The sequence below is a fragment of the Vibrio sp. 10N.222.52.B12 genome, assembly GCF_002875385.1.
In the GTDB taxonomy this organism is placed as follows: domain Bacteria; phylum Pseudomonadota; class Gammaproteobacteria; order Enterobacterales; family Vibrionaceae; genus Vibrio; species Vibrio jasicida.
The window spans coordinates 1-18,060 of sequence record NZ_MDAW01000121.1 but is presented as its reverse complement, the minus strand read 5'-3'; the positions used below and the strand labels follow the sequence as shown (position 1 = coordinate 18,060).

The 18,060-nt window shown below is 45.9% G+C and carries 17 protein-coding genes; 9 read left to right on the top strand and 8 right to left on the bottom strand.

What is annotated here, in order from left to right; translation table 11 throughout:
• Nucleotides 1-81: 81 nt before the first annotated feature.
• The 3 genes from dnaG to rpsU form a co-directional block, all read right to left on the bottom strand.
• Entirely contained in the window at nucleotides 82-1,869 is a 1,788-nt protein-coding gene (gene dnaG, locus BCT11_RS14135) for a DNA primase (protein ID WP_102388563.1), read from the bottom strand.
• A gap of 148 nt (nucleotides 1,870-2,017) precedes the next feature.
• The gene (locus tag BCT11_RS14130) at nucleotides 2,018-2,461 is read right to left on the bottom strand and encodes a GatB/YqeY domain-containing protein (RefSeq protein ID WP_042605348.1); all 444 of its coding nucleotides are present in this window, start codon (nucleotides 2,459-2,461) and stop codon (nucleotides 2,018-2,020) included.
• Nucleotides 2,462-2,489: 28 nt separating this feature from the next.
• Nucleotides 2,490-2,705 carry a 30S ribosomal protein S21 gene (gene rpsU, locus BCT11_RS14125; RefSeq protein ID WP_001145625.1) on the bottom strand — a complete coding sequence of 72 codons (216 nt, stop codon included), beginning with the start codon at nucleotides 2,703-2,705 and terminating at the stop codon, nucleotides 2,490-2,492.
• Nucleotides 2,706-2,935: 230 nt separating this feature from the next.
• Here rpsU and tsaD point away from each other — a divergent pair, with 230 nt between their 5' ends.
• Nucleotides 2,936-3,952, top strand: coding sequence for a tRNA (adenosine(37)-N6)-threonylcarbamoyltransferase complex transferase subunit TsaD (tsaD, locus tag BCT11_RS14120; protein WP_038866177.1), 1,017 nt, complete (start codon nucleotides 2,936-2,938; stop codon nucleotides 3,950-3,952).
• A 186-nt stretch (nucleotides 3,953-4,138) separates the two neighbouring features.
• Nucleotides 4,139-4,954 carry an alpha/beta fold hydrolase gene (locus BCT11_RS14115; protein WP_102388562.1) on the top strand — a complete coding sequence of 272 codons (816 nt, stop codon included), beginning with the start codon at nucleotides 4,139-4,141 and terminating at the stop codon, nucleotides 4,952-4,954.
• A gap of 39 nt (nucleotides 4,955-4,993) precedes the next feature.
• Here the strand turns inward: BCT11_RS14115 and plsY are convergent, their stop codons facing one another.
• The gene (gene plsY / locus BCT11_RS14110; protein ID WP_038866181.1) at nucleotides 4,994-5,605 is read right to left on the bottom strand and encodes a glycerol-3-phosphate 1-O-acyltransferase PlsY; all 612 of its coding nucleotides are present in this window, start codon (nucleotides 5,603-5,605) and stop codon (nucleotides 4,994-4,996) included.
• A gap of 265 nt (nucleotides 5,606-5,870) precedes the next feature.
• Between plsY and folB the strand changes: the two genes are divergently transcribed.
• From folB to BCT11_RS14095, 3 genes are read left to right on the top strand one after another with little or no spacing between them, the layout of a single operon-like run.
• On the top strand, nucleotides 5,871-6,230 hold the full coding sequence (gene folB / locus BCT11_RS14105) for a bifunctional dihydroneopterin aldolase/7,8-dihydroneopterin epimerase (protein ID WP_038866183.1): 360 nt from the start codon (nucleotides 5,871-5,873) through the stop codon (nucleotides 6,228-6,230).
• On the top strand, nucleotides 6,227-6,709 hold the full coding sequence (gene folK, locus BCT11_RS14100) for a 2-amino-4-hydroxy-6-hydroxymethyldihydropteridine diphosphokinase (RefSeq protein ID WP_038866185.1): 483 nt from the start codon (nucleotides 6,227-6,229) through the stop codon (nucleotides 6,707-6,709). The genes folB and folK overlap by 4 nt, the downstream gene beginning before the upstream one ends.
• Before the next feature lie 15 nt (nucleotides 6,710-6,724).
• Entirely contained in the window at nucleotides 6,725-7,528 is an 804-nt protein-coding gene (locus BCT11_RS14095; RefSeq protein WP_038866187.1) for an undecaprenyl-diphosphate phosphatase, read from the top strand.
• A 70-nt stretch (nucleotides 7,529-7,598) separates the two neighbouring features.
• Here BCT11_RS14095 and BCT11_RS14090 read toward each other — a convergent pair whose 3' ends face one another.
• Complete coding sequence (locus BCT11_RS14090; protein ID WP_102388561.1) at nucleotides 7,599-8,819, bottom strand: multifunctional CCA addition/repair protein; 1,221 nt, start codon at nucleotides 8,817-8,819, stop codon at nucleotides 7,599-7,601.
• A gap of 148 nt (nucleotides 8,820-8,967) precedes the next feature.
• On the opposite strand from BCT11_RS14090, the gene BCT11_RS14085 reads away from it, so the two are divergent.
• From BCT11_RS14085 to ggt, 3 genes are all read left to right on the top strand, one after another.
• Nucleotides 8,968-10,596, top strand: a complete 1,629-nt coding sequence (locus BCT11_RS14085) for an ExeA family protein (RefSeq protein ID WP_045406098.1) — start codon at nucleotides 8,968-8,970, stop codon at nucleotides 10,594-10,596.
• Nucleotides 10,596-11,321: a general secretion pathway protein GspB gene (locus BCT11_RS14080; protein ID WP_038866193.1), complete on the top strand. Its 726-nt coding sequence runs from the start codon at nucleotides 10,596-10,598 to the stop codon at nucleotides 11,319-11,321. Before BCT11_RS14085 ends, BCT11_RS14080 begins: the two co-directional genes overlap by 1 nt.
• Before the next feature lie 280 nt (nucleotides 11,322-11,601).
• Complete coding sequence (ggt, locus tag BCT11_RS14075) at nucleotides 11,602-13,332, top strand: gamma-glutamyltransferase (protein ID WP_102388560.1); 1,731 nt, start codon at nucleotides 11,602-11,604, stop codon at nucleotides 13,330-13,332.
• 81 nt (nucleotides 13,333-13,413) lie between these two features.
• Here ggt and BCT11_RS14070 read toward each other — a convergent pair whose 3' ends face one another.
• The 3 genes from BCT11_RS14070 to BCT11_RS14060 all read right to left on the bottom strand — a co-directional run bounded on the left by BCT11_RS14070 (nucleotide 13,414) and on the right by BCT11_RS14060 (nucleotide 16,274).
• Nucleotides 13,414-14,025: a TIGR04211 family SH3 domain-containing protein gene (locus BCT11_RS14070; protein ID WP_038866196.1), complete on the bottom strand. Its 612-nt coding sequence runs from the start codon at nucleotides 14,023-14,025 to the stop codon at nucleotides 13,414-13,416.
• Between the two features lie 178 nt (nucleotides 14,026-14,203).
• The gene (locus tag BCT11_RS14065) at nucleotides 14,204-15,463 is read right to left on the bottom strand and encodes an inorganic phosphate transporter (RefSeq protein ID WP_038866198.1); all 1,260 of its coding nucleotides are present in this window, start codon (nucleotides 15,461-15,463) and stop codon (nucleotides 14,204-14,206) included.
• Nucleotides 15,464-15,593: 130 nt separating this feature from the next.
• A complete protein-coding gene (locus tag BCT11_RS14060; protein ID WP_038866436.1) occupies nucleotides 15,594-16,274 on the bottom strand; it encodes a TIGR00153 family protein in 681 nt (226 codons plus the stop codon).
• 205 nt (nucleotides 16,275-16,479) lie between these two features.
• Here BCT11_RS14060 and BCT11_RS14055 point away from each other — a divergent pair, with 205 nt between their 5' ends.
• Complete coding sequence (locus BCT11_RS14055) at nucleotides 16,480-18,012, top strand: inorganic triphosphatase (RefSeq protein ID WP_102388559.1); 1,533 nt, start codon at nucleotides 16,480-16,482, stop codon at nucleotides 18,010-18,012.
• Nucleotides 18,013-18,060: the final 48 nt, after the last annotated feature.

Sequence of the window (18,060 nt, the reverse complement as noted above, 5' to 3'; positions counted from 1 at the left end):
TAATCTGGTGAAGGAATTAGTATGCGAAATGCAAACCACTTACTATAGCAAATTTAATTGTTGCTGACTAATTAATCAGGGTTACGCTTTTAAATCTAGCATTAAAGCTAGCAGCTCCCTTTTCTCTTCGGCTGATAAACCGACACTTCTTGCTTTGGCCTGCAGGTTTTCAATTTGCTTTTCTACGCACTGGGCAATTATTTTGTCCAGTGAGTCTAAAAATATTTCTTCAAGGTTGTCTTCTACGAGCGGAATATCCCAGCTCGCCAGACGAGACAGAAGGGTCTCATTTTGGCTATTTCGCCAATGCTCTAATAATTGGCCTGTGTTGATATGGGGATGTGCCTGACATTTATCAAGTACATCAACAAATAAACTTAGGCCTGGTATGGATAAATCTCTCACTGAGGAAAGATCCGGTACCATTTGAGCATAGCTCGGATTTTGAATAAGTAGAGCGATAACCTCGCGCATCGGAGTTCGTTTGATCTCTTTGTGCGGCAGAGGTCTTGCGGATTCTTTGTTATTTAAAGCACCTTGTTGCCTCAATTCCAAAAGAAACTTATCGATCTGGTCGTTACTCCAGCCTACTCTCAACGCTAGCTCATTCCAAAGGTAAGCCTTGAGTGAGGGATCTTTAGTTTTGTCTAATAGAGGCGCTGCCAAAGTAACAACATGTCGCTTACCTTCTCGGCTACTGTTATCCACGACTCTTTCGAGTATATCCTTCAATAAGAAGTCAGGTAGAGAGAGTGCATTGTTCATCTCTTGTTCGAGTCTTTCTTTACCGTATGTTCGAACAAAAGAATCGGGATCTTCACCATCAGGTAAGAACATTACTTTTAGTGTTTTATTAGAGTTTAAATACTCTAATGCGTGTTCCATTGCGCCACGAGCAGCTTTTTTGCCTGCATTATCGCCATCAAACGAACAAATTACAGTACTAGTTTGTCTGAACAAAGTTTGTAAATGTTCGCTAGAACTTGCAGTACCAAGTGTACCAACGGCGTAATCTACGCCATATTGCGCTAACGCGACAACATCCATATACCCTTCAACCACCAAAATTCGTGGTGGTTCACGATATGCCTGTAAGACTTCATAAAGGCCGTATAGCTCTTTACCTTTATGGAAGATTGGCGTTTCCGGTGAGTTGAGGTATTTCGGGGTGCCGTCGCCCAATACACGACCACCAAAACCAATCACTCGGCCTCGTCGATCTCGAATTGGGAACATAATACGGCCACGGAAGCGGTCGTAACGGTTACCTTTTTCGTTTTCAATCAACATGCCGCCTGTAACTAGCATATCTTGGTTATCTTTGTTCTGGCCGAAGTTCTTACGGACTAAGTCCCATTCATCGGCCACATAGCCGATGCCAAACTTCTGGACGATTTCGCCAGATAATCCACGATCTTTTAGGTATTCAATGGCAACTTTGCTTGCTGGTAGCTTGAGTTGATTACGATAAAATTGAGAAATACTGCCCATTAAATCGTAAAGGCTACGTTTTTCGCTGCTGCTGGCTTGTGGTCCTGATTGAAACTGACCGCCACCACCGCTGCGTTGTTCGCGAGGAACATCTAACCCGAGGTAAGACGCCAGTTCTTCAATAGCTTCGACAAACTCTAAGCGCTCGAACTCCATAATGAAGTCGATGGCATTGCCATGCACGCCACAACCAAAACAGTGATAGAACTGCTTTTCTTGGCTGACACTGAATGAAGGGGTCTTTTCGTTATGGAAAGGGCAGCAAGCGCCGTAATTTTTACCTTTTTTCTTAAGTTTCACGCGCGCGTCAATGATGTCGACAATATCAAGTCGAGCTAGGAGGTCATCAATAAAACTGCGTGGGATGTGTCCAGCCATAAAACCTAACAAAAAAGAAAAATCATGATTGGTGTGAATGAGTTATGGAGAAAAGCATGCATACGACCGTGCGTTATTCCATTCATTCAGATACAAACAAGCCGTGCGTTCCAAAGGATAGCACGGCTTGCTGCAATTGGGTGGGGTGTTAAGCCAATTTAGCGCGAACTAAACCGCTCACTTTACCCATATCTGCACGCCCTTGAATTTGCGGCTTCAGAACGCCCATTACTTTGCCCATGTCTTGCATGCCAGCTGCACCAGATTCAGTAATCGCGTTCTCGATAAGAGCTGCTACTTCTTCATCTGTCAGTGGTTGAGGCATAAAATCCTCAAGAACCGTAATTTCTGCTCGTTCAGCATCAGCAAGATCTTGACGATTTGCTGCTTCAAACTGCGTAACAGAGTCGCGACGTTGTTTAACCATTTTGGTCAACACAGCAAGAATGTCGTCGTCGTTCAGAGTGATCTGTTCGTCAACTTCACGTTGCTTAATTGCTGATAAGGCTAAACGAATAGTACCAAGGCGCAATTTGTCCTTGGCTTTCATCGCTAATTTTTGCTCTTCTTTGAGTTGTTCAATCAGAGCCATAACTAAATTCCTTTCCGGAGCTCAGTTATTAGTACAGGCGAACGCGACGAGCGTTTTCGCGAGCTAGCTTCTTAGCGTGACGCTTTTGAGCTGCTGCTTTAGCGCGTTTGCGAACTGTAGTTGGTTTTTCGTAGTGCTCACGACGACGCACTTCAGAAAGGATACCTGCTTTTTCGCAAGAGCGCTTGAAACGACGTAGAGCAACGTCGAACGGTTCGTTTTCACGTACTTTAACTACTGGCATATGCCTTTCACCTCAGGGGTTATTCGTTAACGCTGGATTTCAGTAAACCAAATCACAATTATTTGGTCTATTACCAGCTTGATCAAAAATGGTGCGGAATTTTAATCCGATCACATAAGCTTTGTAAAGCCTTTTATCGCTTATTGTCTGTACAAAATTTGTTTGAAGCACCAAGGCAAGGTAATATGACGCCCAAATTTCCTCTATACAGAAAGCCCACTGAGAAAACCATGCGCATTATCGGTATTGAAACCTCATGTGACGAGACTGGCATCGCGATTTATGACGATGAAAAAGGTCTGCTATCACACCAGCTTTACAGCCAAGTAAAACTTCACGCGGATTACGGTGGCGTGGTGCCTGAGTTGGCTTCACGTGACCATGTTAAGAAAACTATTCCTCTTATTAAAGAGGCGCTAAAGGAAGCAAATCTGACACCTAAAGACATTGATGGCGTTGCGTACACCGCTGGGCCAGGTCTTGTTGGTGCCTTGCTCGTTGGTGCAACGATTGGTCGTAGTATTGCTTACGCTTGGGGTGTTCCTGCGGTGCCTGTGCACCATATGGAAGGTCACCTACTGGCACCTATGCTAGAAGACAATCCACCACCATTCCCGTTTGTTGCGGTATTGGTATCGGGCGGTCACTCCATGATGGTGGAAGTGAAAGGCATCGGCGAGTACAAAATCCTAGGCGAGTCGATTGATGATGCAGCGGGTGAAGCGTTTGATAAAACCGCGAAGTTAATGGGCTTGGATTACCCTGGTGGTCCACTACTGTCTAAACTGGCAGAAAAAGGCACTCCGGGTCGCTTTAAATTCCCACGCCCAATGACCAACGTGCCAGGTTTGGACATGAGCTTTTCTGGTCTCAAGACTTTTACTGCTAATACCATTGCGGCAAACGGAGATGACGAGCAAACACGTGCAGATATCGCTTTAGCATTTGAAGAAGCCGTGTGTGCGACACTGGTAATCAAATGTAAGCGTGCTCTAGAACAAACTGGCATGAAGCGTATTGTGATTGCGGGTGGTGTAAGTGCTAACCGTCGTCTGCGTGCTGAACTTGAGAAGCTGGCGAAGAAAGTCGGTGGTGAAGTTTACTACCCACGTACGGAATTCTGTACCGACAACGGTGCGATGATCGCCTACGCTGGAATGCAGCGCCTGAAGAATGGCGAAGTGTCGGACATGGCTGTGGAAGCACGCCCACGTTGGCCAATTGACCAACTGACGCCAATCGCGTAAGCAAACTTCTACTGAAGGTTTGAAATAGATTCACCACAATAAAGGTCTCTGCTCATAAGAGGCCTTTATTTTTACCTATTGGATTGAAAGGCTTTACGTAATTAATGTTAAAGCCTGACTGATGCGAGCAGTTCTATATCGTTTCAGTGATAGGATGATGTGCAAGAATAATAAATGGATATAACAATGAATAAGTTTGAAATTGAAGGTCAGAAACTTGCTTACTTAGATAAAGGGGAAGGCCCTGTGTTGCTATTTGGACACAGTTATTTGTGGGATTGCCAAATGTGGGCTCCGCAGATTGAGGTGCTAAGCCAGTCATACCGTTGTATTGTGCCAGATCTTTGGGCACACGGTGAGTCAGATGCTGCTCCAGCTTCAACCCGTTCTTTGGTGGATTACGCTCAGCACATGCTGGCATTGATGGATCATTTGGAGATCGAACAGTTCTCTATTGTTGGTTTGTCTGTTGGCGGCATGTGGGGGGCCGAGCTGACTGCTCAAGCTCCGCAGCGTGTGAAGTCATTGGTGTTGATGGATACCTTCATTGGGCTTGAACCTGAAGTGACGCACAAGAAGTACTTTGCGATGTTAGATACGATTAGCCAAGTGCAAGCCGTACCAGCGCCAATTATTGAGGCCGTTACTCCGCTGTTTTTTGCCAATAATGCTGAGCAAGTAAACCCTGAGTTAGTCGCTTCATTCAAACAAAGTCTTGAAGCTCTACAAGGTGAGCGTGCAGTCGAGGTTGCTCGTGTTGGGCGTATGGTGTTTGGCCGCCGTGATGTGATTGAAGATTCAGAAATGTTCGCTTTGCCAACCTTGATTGCCGTCGGCCGTGAAGATAAGCCTCGCCCGGTGTTTGAATCTTACTTGATGAACGACTGTATTACGGGCAGTGAGTTAGTGGAGATTCCTGAAGCGGGACATATCAGCTCTTTAGAACAGCCAGAGTTCGTTAACCAAATGCTGTTGAACTTCCTCAATAAAGTACATGCATAAAACCTTGTACAGCATGATTCAAATACAAAAAACTCGGCATTAAGCCGAGTTTTTTTCTATCAGTTTCTTCTCACCAATCTTTGGTTCTTCGCCAGAGAGTAATCGGCGGATGTTTTGATGGTGTTTAAAGACGATTAAACAGCACAACATTGCTACAGGTAAGGTGTATTGAGGTTTGAACATCCAAGTGTAAAACGGTGTCACTAAAACGGTGACTAAGGCAGCTAAAGAAGAGTAGCGGAACAAGACGGCGATCCCCAACCATGTCAGCATAACAAGACCGGTTAAATCCAGACCGATAGGGGCGATTGCACCAAGTGCTGTTGCGACGCCTTTCCCCCCTTTAAAGTGGAAGAATATTGGGTACATATGGCCGAGACAGGCTGCAATCGCGATGACACCAAGAATGATCGGATCGATACCGAGGAAGTACCCTCCCCAAACTGGTATGGTGCCTTTGAGCATGTCACAGAGTAAAACGGCTACGGCTGCCCCTTTGCCGCCAATGCGTAACACATTGGTTGCACCAGGGTTATTAGAGCCAACTTTACGAGGGTCTGGCAGCCTTAACAAACGACAAATGAGTACCGCACTGGAGATCGATCCCAGCAAATAGGCGGCCATTGTCATTATCAGTGCCAGTGCGTCCATAGAAGTCCTTGATGGATTGGAATTTAATGCTCAGTTCCTGAGTAATTGCTATCATACCGCGATTCGGCTTTGAGCAAAAATACTCTCTGCGATAGAGCTTGCATTATGGGATTTCTTGTATATAAAGAGTCTTCGCAGTTTATACCCAAGTGACTTTTGCCACCAATTGACGTGGTTAAAGGCCGCAGTAGGTTGCTTGGGTATAGAATAGTACGATCAAATTGCCCGTATCGGGTATCCGACCTCTGTAAAAGAAGGACATAAGATGGCTCTGGATAAAGTTTTTATTGAACAACTAGAAGTAATCACCACCATCGGCGTTTACGATTGGGAACAGCAAATTAAGCAAAAGCTGGTTCTGGATATCGAAATGGCGCACGACAATAAACCGGCGGGTAAAAGTGATGATGTTCAAGACGCATTGGACTACTCGCAGGTAAGTGAAGCGGTGCTTAATCACATCGAAAATGGTCGTTTCCTTCTAGTTGAACGAGTGGCAGAAGAAGTGGCTGACATCATCATGCAGCGCTTCTCTGTGCCTTGGGTAAAAATTCGTTTGGCAAAACCTGGTGCCGTTCCTCAAGCACGCGCGGTAGGCGTTGTGATTGAGCGAGGCCAGGCATGATAAAAGCTTATATCGGTGTCGGTACCAACATAGATAGGGAGCGGCATTCGTTGGCGGCTTTTCAAGAGTTGCAGCAACTTGGAACGGATCTCCACGTATCACCGATATATGAATGCGAGCCAATTGGCTTTAGCAGTCAGAACTTCTACAACTTCGTGATTAGTTTTTTTACGGAGTTGTCACTCGAAGAGTTGAGTCAGCATCTACGCGAGATTGAGTTTAAGTGGGGTCGTGAGGAAAATGCGCAAAAGTATCAGGATCGAACCTTAGATCTCGATATAGTCTTGTTCGGTGAGTGCATTTCGCAACAAAAACCTGAGTTACCTCGCAGTGATATCTACAAATATCCTTTTGTAACAAAGCCCCTGTATGATCTCGAACCTCATCTAGTGATCCCCGGCGATGGGCGTACTGTCGCTGATATTTGGCAGGCGATGCAGCCCGTTGATTCACTCAAACCCGTTTCTTTTTCACTTTAATTTTGAGTTGTTTACATGAGTTACTTTGAAGCCTTTATTTTGGCTCTGATTCAGGGTCTGACAGAGTTTTTACCAATTTCCAGCTCTGCTCATTTAATTTTACCTTCCGCTATATTTGGTTGGGAAGACCAAGGTTTAGCATTTGATGTTGCCGTTCACGTTGGTACGTTGATGGCTGTGGTGATTTATTTCCGCCAAGAAGTGATCACGCTATTCCAAGCGTTGTTTGCCTCGATCTTTAAAGGCGACCGCAGCAAAGAAGCCAAATTAGCTTGGATGATTGTATTGGCTACGATCCCGGCATGTGTCTTCGGTCTATTGATGAAAGACATCATTGAGATTTACCTACGCAGTGCTTATGTGATCGCGACGACGACGATCATCTTTGGTTTGTTGCTGTGGTGGGTGGATAAGAACGCAGAGCAAATCGCGGATGAATACCAAACGGGTTGGAAGAAAGCACTGTTTATTGGTATTGCTCAAGCACTTGCGATGATCCCTGGTACTTCACGCTCTGGTGCAACCATCACCGCGGCGCTTTACTTAGGCTTTACCCGTGAAGCGGCGGCTCGTTTCTCATTCTTAATGTCGATACCAATCATCACTTTGGCTGGTGGCTACTTAGGGATGAAGTTAGTAACCAGCGGCGAACCTGTGCATGTTGGCTTCTTACTTACGGGTATCGTGACTTCATTTATCAGTGCGTATATTTGTATCCACTTCTTCTTGAAGATGATTTCACGCATGGGCATGACACCATTCGTTATCTACCGTCTGATTCTAGGTTTTGGCTTGTTTGCTTTCTTGCTGACGGCTTAAACCCAATCCGAATGAAAACGCCCGCTTTCTATAGCGGGCGTTTTTGTTTGTTCGTTATGTACCTATCGGCTTATTTTCCAAGCGTAACTCTTACTGCTTCAACGCGGCGCTTCTCTTGTTCATCGCGAATAGTTGGGCCTTTGAAGCCGTCTTTAATGATAGCTTGTACATCGACAGATGCCGCAGCTTGGTAAGCTTGCATAAACAGCTCTGCTTGCGGGTAAGGTTGGTCTTCTAAGCCTTTTCGACCTGCATGATCGGCTTGGCAACAGATTAAAATATCTTGCAAACGTTCTGACTTACGCCACACATCAAACTTGTTGAGGATTTTGATGATGGTTTGTGGTTTAAGCTCGGCGGCTCGGTGGATGTTAGAGTGTTGCTCACAGACTATTAATGCTAAGTCACGAAATTCATTAGGAACGCGCACGCGAGCACACAGCTTTTTAATCAACTTTAAACCCGTGTGACAATGCATTTTGTGACTCGGCCATTCGCTTTCTGGCGTGACGCCTTTGCCTAAATCATGTACTTGTGCGGCAAATCGAACCGGCAATGAATCACTCAGCTTTGCTGCTTGCTCGGCCACCATAAGAGTGTGAATACCTGTATCGATTTCTGGATGCCACTTTTCTGGCTGAGGTACGCCAAACAGGACATCAATTTCTGGCAGGACGATAGCTAACGCACCGCACTCTCTTAAAACAGATAAGAATACGTCTGGGCGGCAAGTAGAAAGCGACTTATGCCATTCTTGCCAAACACGTTCTGGGGTAAGGGTGCTCAACTCGCCAGATTCTGCGATCTCGCGCATTAGCTGGATGGTTTCCTCTGCCACGCTAAAGCCCAAATGCGCCAACTTCGCCGCGAAACGAGCCACACGCAGAACACGTAGAGGGTCTTCAACAAAAGCTTCCGATACATGACGTAGCACTTTCGCCTGCAAATCTTGTTGGCCACCATAAGGATCATATAGATTGCCGTCATTATCCATCGCCATGGCGTTGATGGTGAGATCTCGTCGGATAAGGTCTTCTTCTAGCGTGACGCTTTGATCAAAGAAACATTCAAAGCCAGTGTAACCCGCGCCAGATTTTCTTTCGGTTCGTGCAAGGGCGTGCTCTTCTTTAGTCTTGGGATGAAGAAACACAGGAAAGTCTTTCCCGACAGCCGTGTAGCCTTGGCTTTGCATCATTTCTGGTGTCGAGCCGACAACCACCCAATCTTTGTCATAACTGTCGATTCCGAGCAAATAATCTCGAACTGCACCACCAACTAAATAAACTTGCACGGATTACCTCTTAATTTATGGATATGACGTTGGACATTGTAGCAAGCAATGGTACTTTTCTTCACATCTAAAAGAACTTAGCGCTTTGTTTAAGTCTAATAAGGAATATCCCGATTTGATTGCGGGAGGGTTTTAGCTGGAGATCCTAATGTATAAGGACTTTTTCGGGTTTGTTGAACTGCCATTTTCGATTGTTCCAAACTCGCGTTATCTGTATCTGAGCCAACGTCATAAAGAGGCGATCACGCATCTTCAGGCGGGGTTAGGCGATGGTGGTGGTTTTGCCATGCTGACAGGCGAAGTAGGGACAGGCAAAACCACCGTCGCGAAAGCCATGTTGGCGAATTTGGATGAGAACACCAAAGCAGGCTTGATTCTTAATCCAACCTTTTCTAGCCGAGACTTGCTTGAGGCTATTTGTGATGAGTTCAAAGTAACTTATCCGCAAGATGCGACGCTCAAGCAGCTTAACCAAGCGATTCATGAGTACTTGCTGCGTAACCATAAATTAGGTTGGACGACGTTATTAGTGATTGATGAGGCGCAGCACCTCGCCGCTGATGTTCTTGAGCAGTTGCGTCTACTTACCAACTTAGAAACGGACACCAGAAAGCTGCTTAAAGTGCTCTTGGTTGGCCAGCCAGAGCTACAACGCTTGCTGCAAACGACGCAGCTACGTCAGCTTGCACAGCGTATTACTGGTCGTTATCACTTATTGCCGTTGGATGAAAAGGAAACCGCTGACTACATTGCGTTTCGTTTGCATACCGCAGGTGGTGACCAGCAGTTGTTCGATCGCAGTTCGACTAAGCTGATTGCCAAGTATAGCCACGGCATTCCACGCCTTATCAACCTTGTGTGTGATAAGTCACTGAACATGAGTTACTACAAGGGCAATGTAGTCGTTGATCGACAGACAGTACATCAAGCGTGTGAAGAGGTGATGCAGTTCCAAGCCGAGATTTATCAGCAGGATAAGCCAATTCGCCGTAGCTTTGAATGGCCTGCATGGGGCTCGGTTGCCATTGGTGTGTTTGCGGCATTAGGGGTTGGTTGGGCAGTGACGCACAATATGCCTATGAAGGTGCCAACAAATACTGTACCTACGGTTGCTGCTCAAACGCCAATACAACCAGCGGTTGTTGCCCCAATTGTTAATGAGCAATTGACCAATGAACAACGTGAACAACTGTTAGCACAAACCCAATCAAATTTAGCCGTTAACGATCTTTACAAACTATGGGGCTACCGCGCTTCAGTTCGCGACAATCTTTGTTTATCTGAGCCACAATCAACAATGCGTTGTGAGCGAAAGATGGCAACATGGCCGTTATTGGTCCAGCAGAATCGTCCAGTGATATTAGAACTGAATTATCAAGGGGAAGTGGGTTACGTCATTTTGTATGCGATTGGTAACGGTAAGGTGGAAGTGCTTAATGGTAAGGAGCGCCTACGCCTACCTATATCGTGGCTAAAACCACTGTGGCAGGGCAATATCATCGAGTTATGGCAAGCGCCTCTAAAAGATACTCTGCGTCTTGATATGGAAGGGCCTGCAATTGAAGTGTTGGACAAGTTGCTGGCAGAAGCGGTAAATGAACAACCACTAAGTACAGACATTTATGATGGTGCAATGAAAGAGCGTGTGGAACTCTTCCAGCGCTGGCAAGGCATTGGTGTGGATGGCATTGCAGGTCAACGTACATTAGAGCGCTTACAACAAAGCGCGCAACCTGATGCTCCAGCCTTAGCGCAAATCAATGAGGAGGAAGCATAATGCCGATGATGAAACACATTGGGCTTTTTCTACTGCCTGTAAGCCTAACCGCTGTTGGCGTCGCGTGGTATATGGACCTTTTGACGCCAGAAATGCAAGCCCCCAGAGTTGCCCAAGAGCCGATGACGGTTCAAGTGCCAGCTCCTGAGCCTGTTAAGTTAAGACCAAACTTTGAAACGCTTGACTACCCTGAGGTGACTCAGCTTGCTCAGTTGCAACGTGAGTGGCCAAGTGCAGAGTTATCGAGAAGTATGGGCACCTTTGTCGGGCAAGATTATGTGAGTAATGAATCAGTGCCGGGTGAGCAATCATTACTTTCTGTGCCAGAGAAAACAAAGCAGACTTCGCAAACGAAAGTTGGGCAGGATGATCTCGGACTGTCGTTAGATGATCTCGACTTGTCTTCGTTGTCCCCTGATTTAGCGATGAAAGTTGAAAATGCGATGGCGAACAATGATCAGCCTACGCGCTCAGAAGCTCAGATGAACGATCTTGAGCATGATGCACGCCAATGGCATGGCCGCTTGCCTGCATTGAATTTACAAACGCACATGTATTCAAGCGATACTAAGCGACGTTGGGTGAAGATCAATAACGTTGAATACCACCAAGGTGATGTGGTGGATGGTCAAATCACGTTAAAAGAGATCCAACCACAAGCAGTGATCGTCGAGTTCCAAGGGGAACAGATCCGAATTCCTGCATTATATGAATGGAAAGGGTAACGATCTAACCCGAATCTAATAGAAGCCAGTGAAGTTATTCGCTGGCTTTTTTTGTCTCTTCTACAAGCTTCTCCCTATTGGTTTGGTTAATGATTTCCAAACCGTCAAAGAAACAAAATATACCTTACACCAGTGCTTAAAAGGGCTTCGATATTGCTGATGGATTGATCATGCCTATCGGGTCAGGGTTGTGTAAAAAAACACCATATTGACGAACTTGGCAATAAGCATTTGGTCAACGTTAGACCTCTATAAAATTACAGGAGTCTATACGGAACGTATGCGTATTCTTACTTTTTCTTTGAGCTTGGTTGCCGCGGTGAGCTATGCCGCAAAGCCTGAACCTTTTCCAATTACGCCAGATAATACTGGTGAGCATTTTATGGTAAGCGCAACCAATCCCTATGTGAGCAGTACTGGTTACACGATATTGAAGCAAGGCGGTAACGCGGTTGATGCCATGGTGGCGATGCAGATGGTGATGTCGGTCGTTGAACCGGATATGACAGGTATCGGTGGCGGTACATTTGCTTTGTTTTACCAGCACGATAAGCAACAGTTTCTTGCGCTTGATGGTCGAGATGAAGCGCCTTCTAGTGCGAACCCGAATATGTTTGTAGAAAACGGAGAAGTACTCAGCCGCAATGACATTCTTGGCCCTCGTTCTATTGCTGTTCCGGGAACCTTACGATTGCTCTATTCCACACATGAGCAATACGGCAAGCTTGCGTGGTCTGAATTGATGAAGCCTGCAATTGAATTGGCAAGCGAAGGTTATGCTATGAACAGCTACACCTACGATATTGTCGTACGCGAGCAAGCGCGGTTGAAACAAGACCCAGAGATAAAAGCACTGTATTGGCAAGGCGATGAGATTAAGCCGACAGGCACGTTGATGAAGAACCCTAAGATGGCCGAAACGCTAAAACAGATCGCTCGACAAGGTGATGAATACCTCTATGGCGGTGAGTTTGGTAAGCACATCGTTGAGACAGTCAACAGCCGTATTGGAGACCAACATGAGAAGCTGTCTTTGTCGGACTTCAAAAACTACCAAGTTAAGCAACGTGACATCATTGAGACCGAGTATCGAGGCAATAAGGTTGTGTCATTTGGTTATCCGGCTTCTGGTGGAGTGATGGTCGCACAAAGCCTTAAGTTGCTTGAACCTTATGGTCTTTCTCAAATGGCGAAAACAGATGTTGAACCTTGGCGTTTGATGACGGAGGCAATGCGTGTTGCAAAAGCCGATCGCATCGCTTACGCCGGTGACCCTGATTATATAGAGACTCCGATTGAGCAACTGTTGGATAACGATTATCTCGATGAAAGACGAGAATTGATTCCAGATTATGGTGTGGCAAAAGATAGTCCGAAAGCTGGACAGGTAACGCCAATGCAGTATGCGCAATACCAAGGCTTTGAGAGCAAAGATACCGGGCATATTTCCATCATTGATAAAGAGGGCAATGCCGTTGCGATGACCAGTACCGTTGGGACTGGAATGGGAGCGGGTGTGATGGTCGATGGCGTGATTTTGAATGCGCAAATGGCAAACTTCTCTCCCATGCCAACAGTCGATGGTAAACCGACGCAAAATGCCATTGAGGCAGGTAAACGTCCGCGATCAGCCATCACGCCTTTAATGGTCATGGACAGCAGCAATGACTTACGTTTGGTTGTGGGCTCTCCTGGCAGTTCGCAAATCCCAGGTTATGTTTTAAAGACCCTTGTAGGGGTTCTCGACTGGAACTTGTCTGCGCAGGAGGCGATTGATCTACCGAATATTCAATACGGCACCAAGATTGACCGAACTAAGCCCTACGATCCGACTGGCTTGTTGGTGGAGAAGAAGACCTTTGCAGAAATGCTCGTTCCGGAGTTCATGGAATTAGGTTACCCAGTCCACGTAATACCTGTGGTGAGTGGGTTGAACGCGATTGAAGTTAAGGATGGCAAGATTTACGGCGCAACGGACAGACGACGAGCATCCAGTTCAATGGGTGAGTAACAAGGTATCTCGTTAAACGAAGCCAACAAAAAAGCCAGTCGAGTACGACTGGCATTTCTTTATCCGTTTAGCCGAAAGCGATTATGCCCAGCCTGCTGGTGATTTCTTTCTGCGTGGCATGATATGCGGAAGAATCAAACCAAACAGCAAACCAAGACCTGCAACACCACCACCGTAAGTGAAGTACTTAAGTAGCATGTCGTCTTTTTGGGTGTCTAGCTTAGCGCGAAGCTCGCGGTTCTCTGTTTCTACAGAAGTCAGTTGGTCACTGATCTCTGAGTATTTCTTCTCAAGGTCAGAGATTTGCTGGTTACGCGTTTCCAGTGACGTCACTAGGCCCGCTTTCTCTGTGTCTGAGTTTTGACGAGCGTTCGCAAGTTGAGACTTCACTTCTTTCAGTTCTTTCTCAATGCGAGGCATACGAATTGCCATGCTCTCTTGGTTTGTGACGAACTTGCTTTGCACCCAACCAGTGCGGCCGCGGTCGTCTCGAATCTGTGTGTAACCTGTGTCTTTATTTGCTTGCAGCAGTTGTACTTTAGAGCCTGCGTTAACACTACCCATAATGCGGTAAGTGTTGTTTGGACCAGAGTGCATAAAAGTGAATAGGTCATCAGAAATATAACGGTCTGCCGCTAGTGCCGCTGGCGCTGCTAGCAAAGTAAACAAAACCGTGATGAATAGTTTTTTCACAATAAATCCCTTAACGATTTTCTTGGATACAGCTTTGGCACCGAATGATTGGAGCCGGAAATAGACGAATATTATGCAGTTTCAAACTTCGGTGCAACAAAGAAGGGAGGCAAAGCCTCCCTTTCTGTGCGTTTGAGTCAATAATGACAAAGCGCTTACAATCTATTGACGGTCTGTCTTACGAGAACATCGCTTGGATGCCGTAGAAGAATACGACTGCCAATAGTGCGCCTGCTGGTAGGGTAACAATCCATGAAGCTACGATGTTACGTACTACGCCTAGGTTTAGTGCTGCGATACCGCGAGCGAAACCAACACCTAGAACCGCACCAACCAGTGTCTGAGTCGTTGAAATAGGTAAACCAGTACCTGACGCTAGAACAACCGTACATGCTGTAGCAAGCTGCGCTGCAAAACCACGGCTTGGTGTTAGTTCAGTGATGCCTGTACCAACGGTTGCCATTACTTTGTGACCAAGTGTCGCAAGACCAACGACGATACCAAAACCACCTAGAGGAAGAATCCACCATGCGATGGTGCTCTTACCTGTGATTTCACCCATGTGCTCAACCGTTGAAACAACCGCAGACAGTGGACCGATCGCGTTCGCTACGTCGTTAGAACCGTGTGCAAATGCCATCGCACACGCAGTGATAACCATCAGTACAGAGAAGATACCTTCAACACCTGCGAAGCCGTGATCTTCTTCACGGTTAGCGAATTTCTTCTGAATGTAGAAGTAACCGCCAGCCATTACTGCTGCCGAGATTACCGCTGCCCACATCCATGCTTCACCGTTACTTAGGTGAAGGCCAACGTGTTTAAGGCCTTTTTTGATGGTTACAAGTGCAATCACCATTGTCGTGATGAACATGTAAACTGGAACGAAACGTTTTGCGTTGAATAGTGGGTTCTCAGTATCAAAAATCAGGCGTTGGGCACTGACAAAGATAACGTAAGCAAAGAAACCTGAGATAACCGGCGTAATAATCCAGCTACCAACAATGCCTTGAACACTTGCCCAGTCAACCGCTTCAGTACCTACGGACACACATGCGAAACCGATGATTGCACCGATGATCGAGTGGGTCGTAGAAACAGGCCAACCCATGTATGACGCAAGTAGTAGCCATGTACCAGCCGCTAGAAGCGCAGACATCATGCCAAATACAAGAACATCAGGTTGATGTGCGAATAGAGAGGTTTCGATAACACCTTTACGGATCGTATCGGTAACTTCACCACCTGCAAGGTATGCACCCGCAAATTCAAAGATCATTGCGATAATGATCGCTTGTTTAACGGTTAGTGCTTTCGAGCCGACTGAGGTGCCCATTGCGTTCGCAACGTCATTCGCACCAATACCAATAGCCATCAAGAAACCGAAAGCTGCTGCAACAATAATCAGGACAGTGCCGTAGTTAGCGAGGATATCCATCGTAATACCTAGTTGTTTTATAACAAGCGGAGCAAAATTTAGCGCGCATCAGCCCATAAGACGGTGAATCTCGTCATCGTCCATCTGACTTGCATTCGTAATGCTCTTCGTTATGTCGTTAACTTATGATTTAAGATCGAGATAGCATGACTTCCAAACGAGCACCTACGCGCTGCGCTTGGTCGGCAATACCACCTACCCATTCAAGAATCTTGTACAAGAACATGACGTCGATAGGGTTCATGTCAGGTTCAATCGCCATCAATTGTTGGCGTAATTCAATCTGCATGGCATCGGTGTCATCTTCGATAACATCTAGTTGATTAATCATTTCAGCAACTAGTGTTACTTCACGGCCTTTAAAGCCAGTTTCAAGAAGTTCATCAAGTTCATTGATCACTTTTTGCGCCTGGTCAGCCGCATCAAGACATCGTTGAACGTAAGCGAGGAAATTTGATTGGAGAGCCTCTGGAATGACAAGTTGACGGCCATATACACGGCCAGCAATGTCTTTTGCCAGGTTAGCAAGTTTGTCCTGTTGAGTCAGAAGCTCAAGCATGTCAGTACGATCGACTGGCATGAACAAACCGCGAGGCAGTTTTAGACGGATTTCACGTTTCAGAACGTCTGCTTCTTTCTCTAGGTGAGAAATTTGAGCGCGAATTTCTGCTGCTTTTTCCCAGTCACCCTTTGAAGACACTTCAAAGAACTTAACCAAGTGTGAACAACATTCGTTGACACAGACAACGTGGCGTTGCAAAGGCTTAATTGGGGACTTTGCAAATAACCCCATAATTGTATTTACTGGCATGGTCATTCAACCTAATAGCTATAACCTTAAAAAAACATACACCATTTCTTGGCGAAATGTTGAACGATGGCTATAAAGGCGCGCATGGTAACGCATTAAATCACTCTTTAAAACTGTTTTAGATCATCATTCCGGTGATATTTCTTTCTTGCCGTGTGAGAAATTAGGCAATATCCTGTTTCTATCTGCTTTGAAAGGTATAGCTATGGAAACCGAGATAGAACTGAAGTTTTTTGTTTCTCCTGAATTTTCAGAAACTTTAAGAGCAAAAATTTCTGAAACAAAAGTACTTCAGCACAGTTGTCGTGACTTGGGTAACACCTATTTTGATACCGCTGATAAATGGTTAAGACAGCACGACATTGGTTTAAGAATTCGCCGTTTTGATGACGTTTTTGTCCAAACTGTAAAAACAGCAGGACGCGTTGTAGCGGGCCTTCATCAAAGACCAGAATACAATGCTGAGCACACCAGTAATGAGCCAGAACTCACGCTTCACCCTTCTAACATTTGGCCAGTAGGTAAAGACGTTGCGACGCTGCAATCAGAATTGACCCCTCTATTCTCGACCAACTTCACTCGTGAGCAGTGGCTGATTGGTATGCCTGATGGCAGTCAAATCGAAGTGGCTTTTGACCAAGGTGCTGTAATTGCTGTTGATGCCGAAGGGGAAGAGAAACAAGATCCTATTTGCGAAGTTGAACTGGAACTGAAATCAGGTCAAACCGATGCACTGTTTACTCTTGCTCGTAGTCTATGTGAAGCCGGCGGTATGCGCTTGGGTAACCTGAGCAAAGCCGCAAAAGGTTACCGCTTGGCGAGTGGCTATGCAGGGGATGAAGTGAAGCCTTTGTCTTTAGTCGATAGTAGTAAGACAGATACCGTAGAGTACTGCTTTATTAACTCGTTAGAACATGCGCTTTCTCATTGGCATTACCATGAGCAAATTTTTACTGAAAGAGACAGTGTTGAGGCTCTGCGCGAAATTGGTAATTCAATTCGTTTTATTCGTCAGACTCTGACTATCTTTGGTGGTATGGTGCCGCGTCGCGCCAGTGCGATTTTACGCCAAGAACTAAAATGGTTGGAAGAAGAGCTAGAGTGGCTAGACGAGCACGCGCATTTAGAGGAGCTTTTAGATGATAAAGGTAATGTGTTACGTAAACTGGATGCTCGTAAGTTCTTAGTTTCTGAGTTGACGCAGCAACTAGAAGAGCTGCCTGGTCGTGAAGAGACCCTTCAACTCCTCAGTTCGGCACGTTACACCGGTCTGCTATTAGATTTGAGCCGTTGGATTCTCACTCGTGGTTGGCAACCTTTCTTAGACGACAAAGCTCGTGAAAAAATGTCTGCGAATATCCAGCCGTTTTCTGTCACGCAATTGGATCGCACTTGGGCGGAGCTGATGGAAGCATTCCCAGCGGAGCGTCAGCTGTCAGGACAAGAATACGTTGATCAACGTTACCGCCTATTGCGAAATCTCTATACGGGTATCGGCTTTGCGAGTTTGTACGATTCGGAAGAACGTAATAGTTTCCGACTGCCATGGGCTGATTTAGTGCATGGTATTGATGACTTGCTGATGTTGAACCATCTATTGCCATTGGTTGGTATGTTAGAAGGGGAAGAGCAAGAGCAACTGGAACGTTGGTTACATCGTCAAGAGCGTTCTATTTTGCACGCGATGGATCAGACGCGAGCCATCAGCGTGGAAGTTGAACCCTACTGGCAAGAGTAAGATCAAACAATAAAAAATAGGACCTTAGGGCTGTCTCTTATACACAAA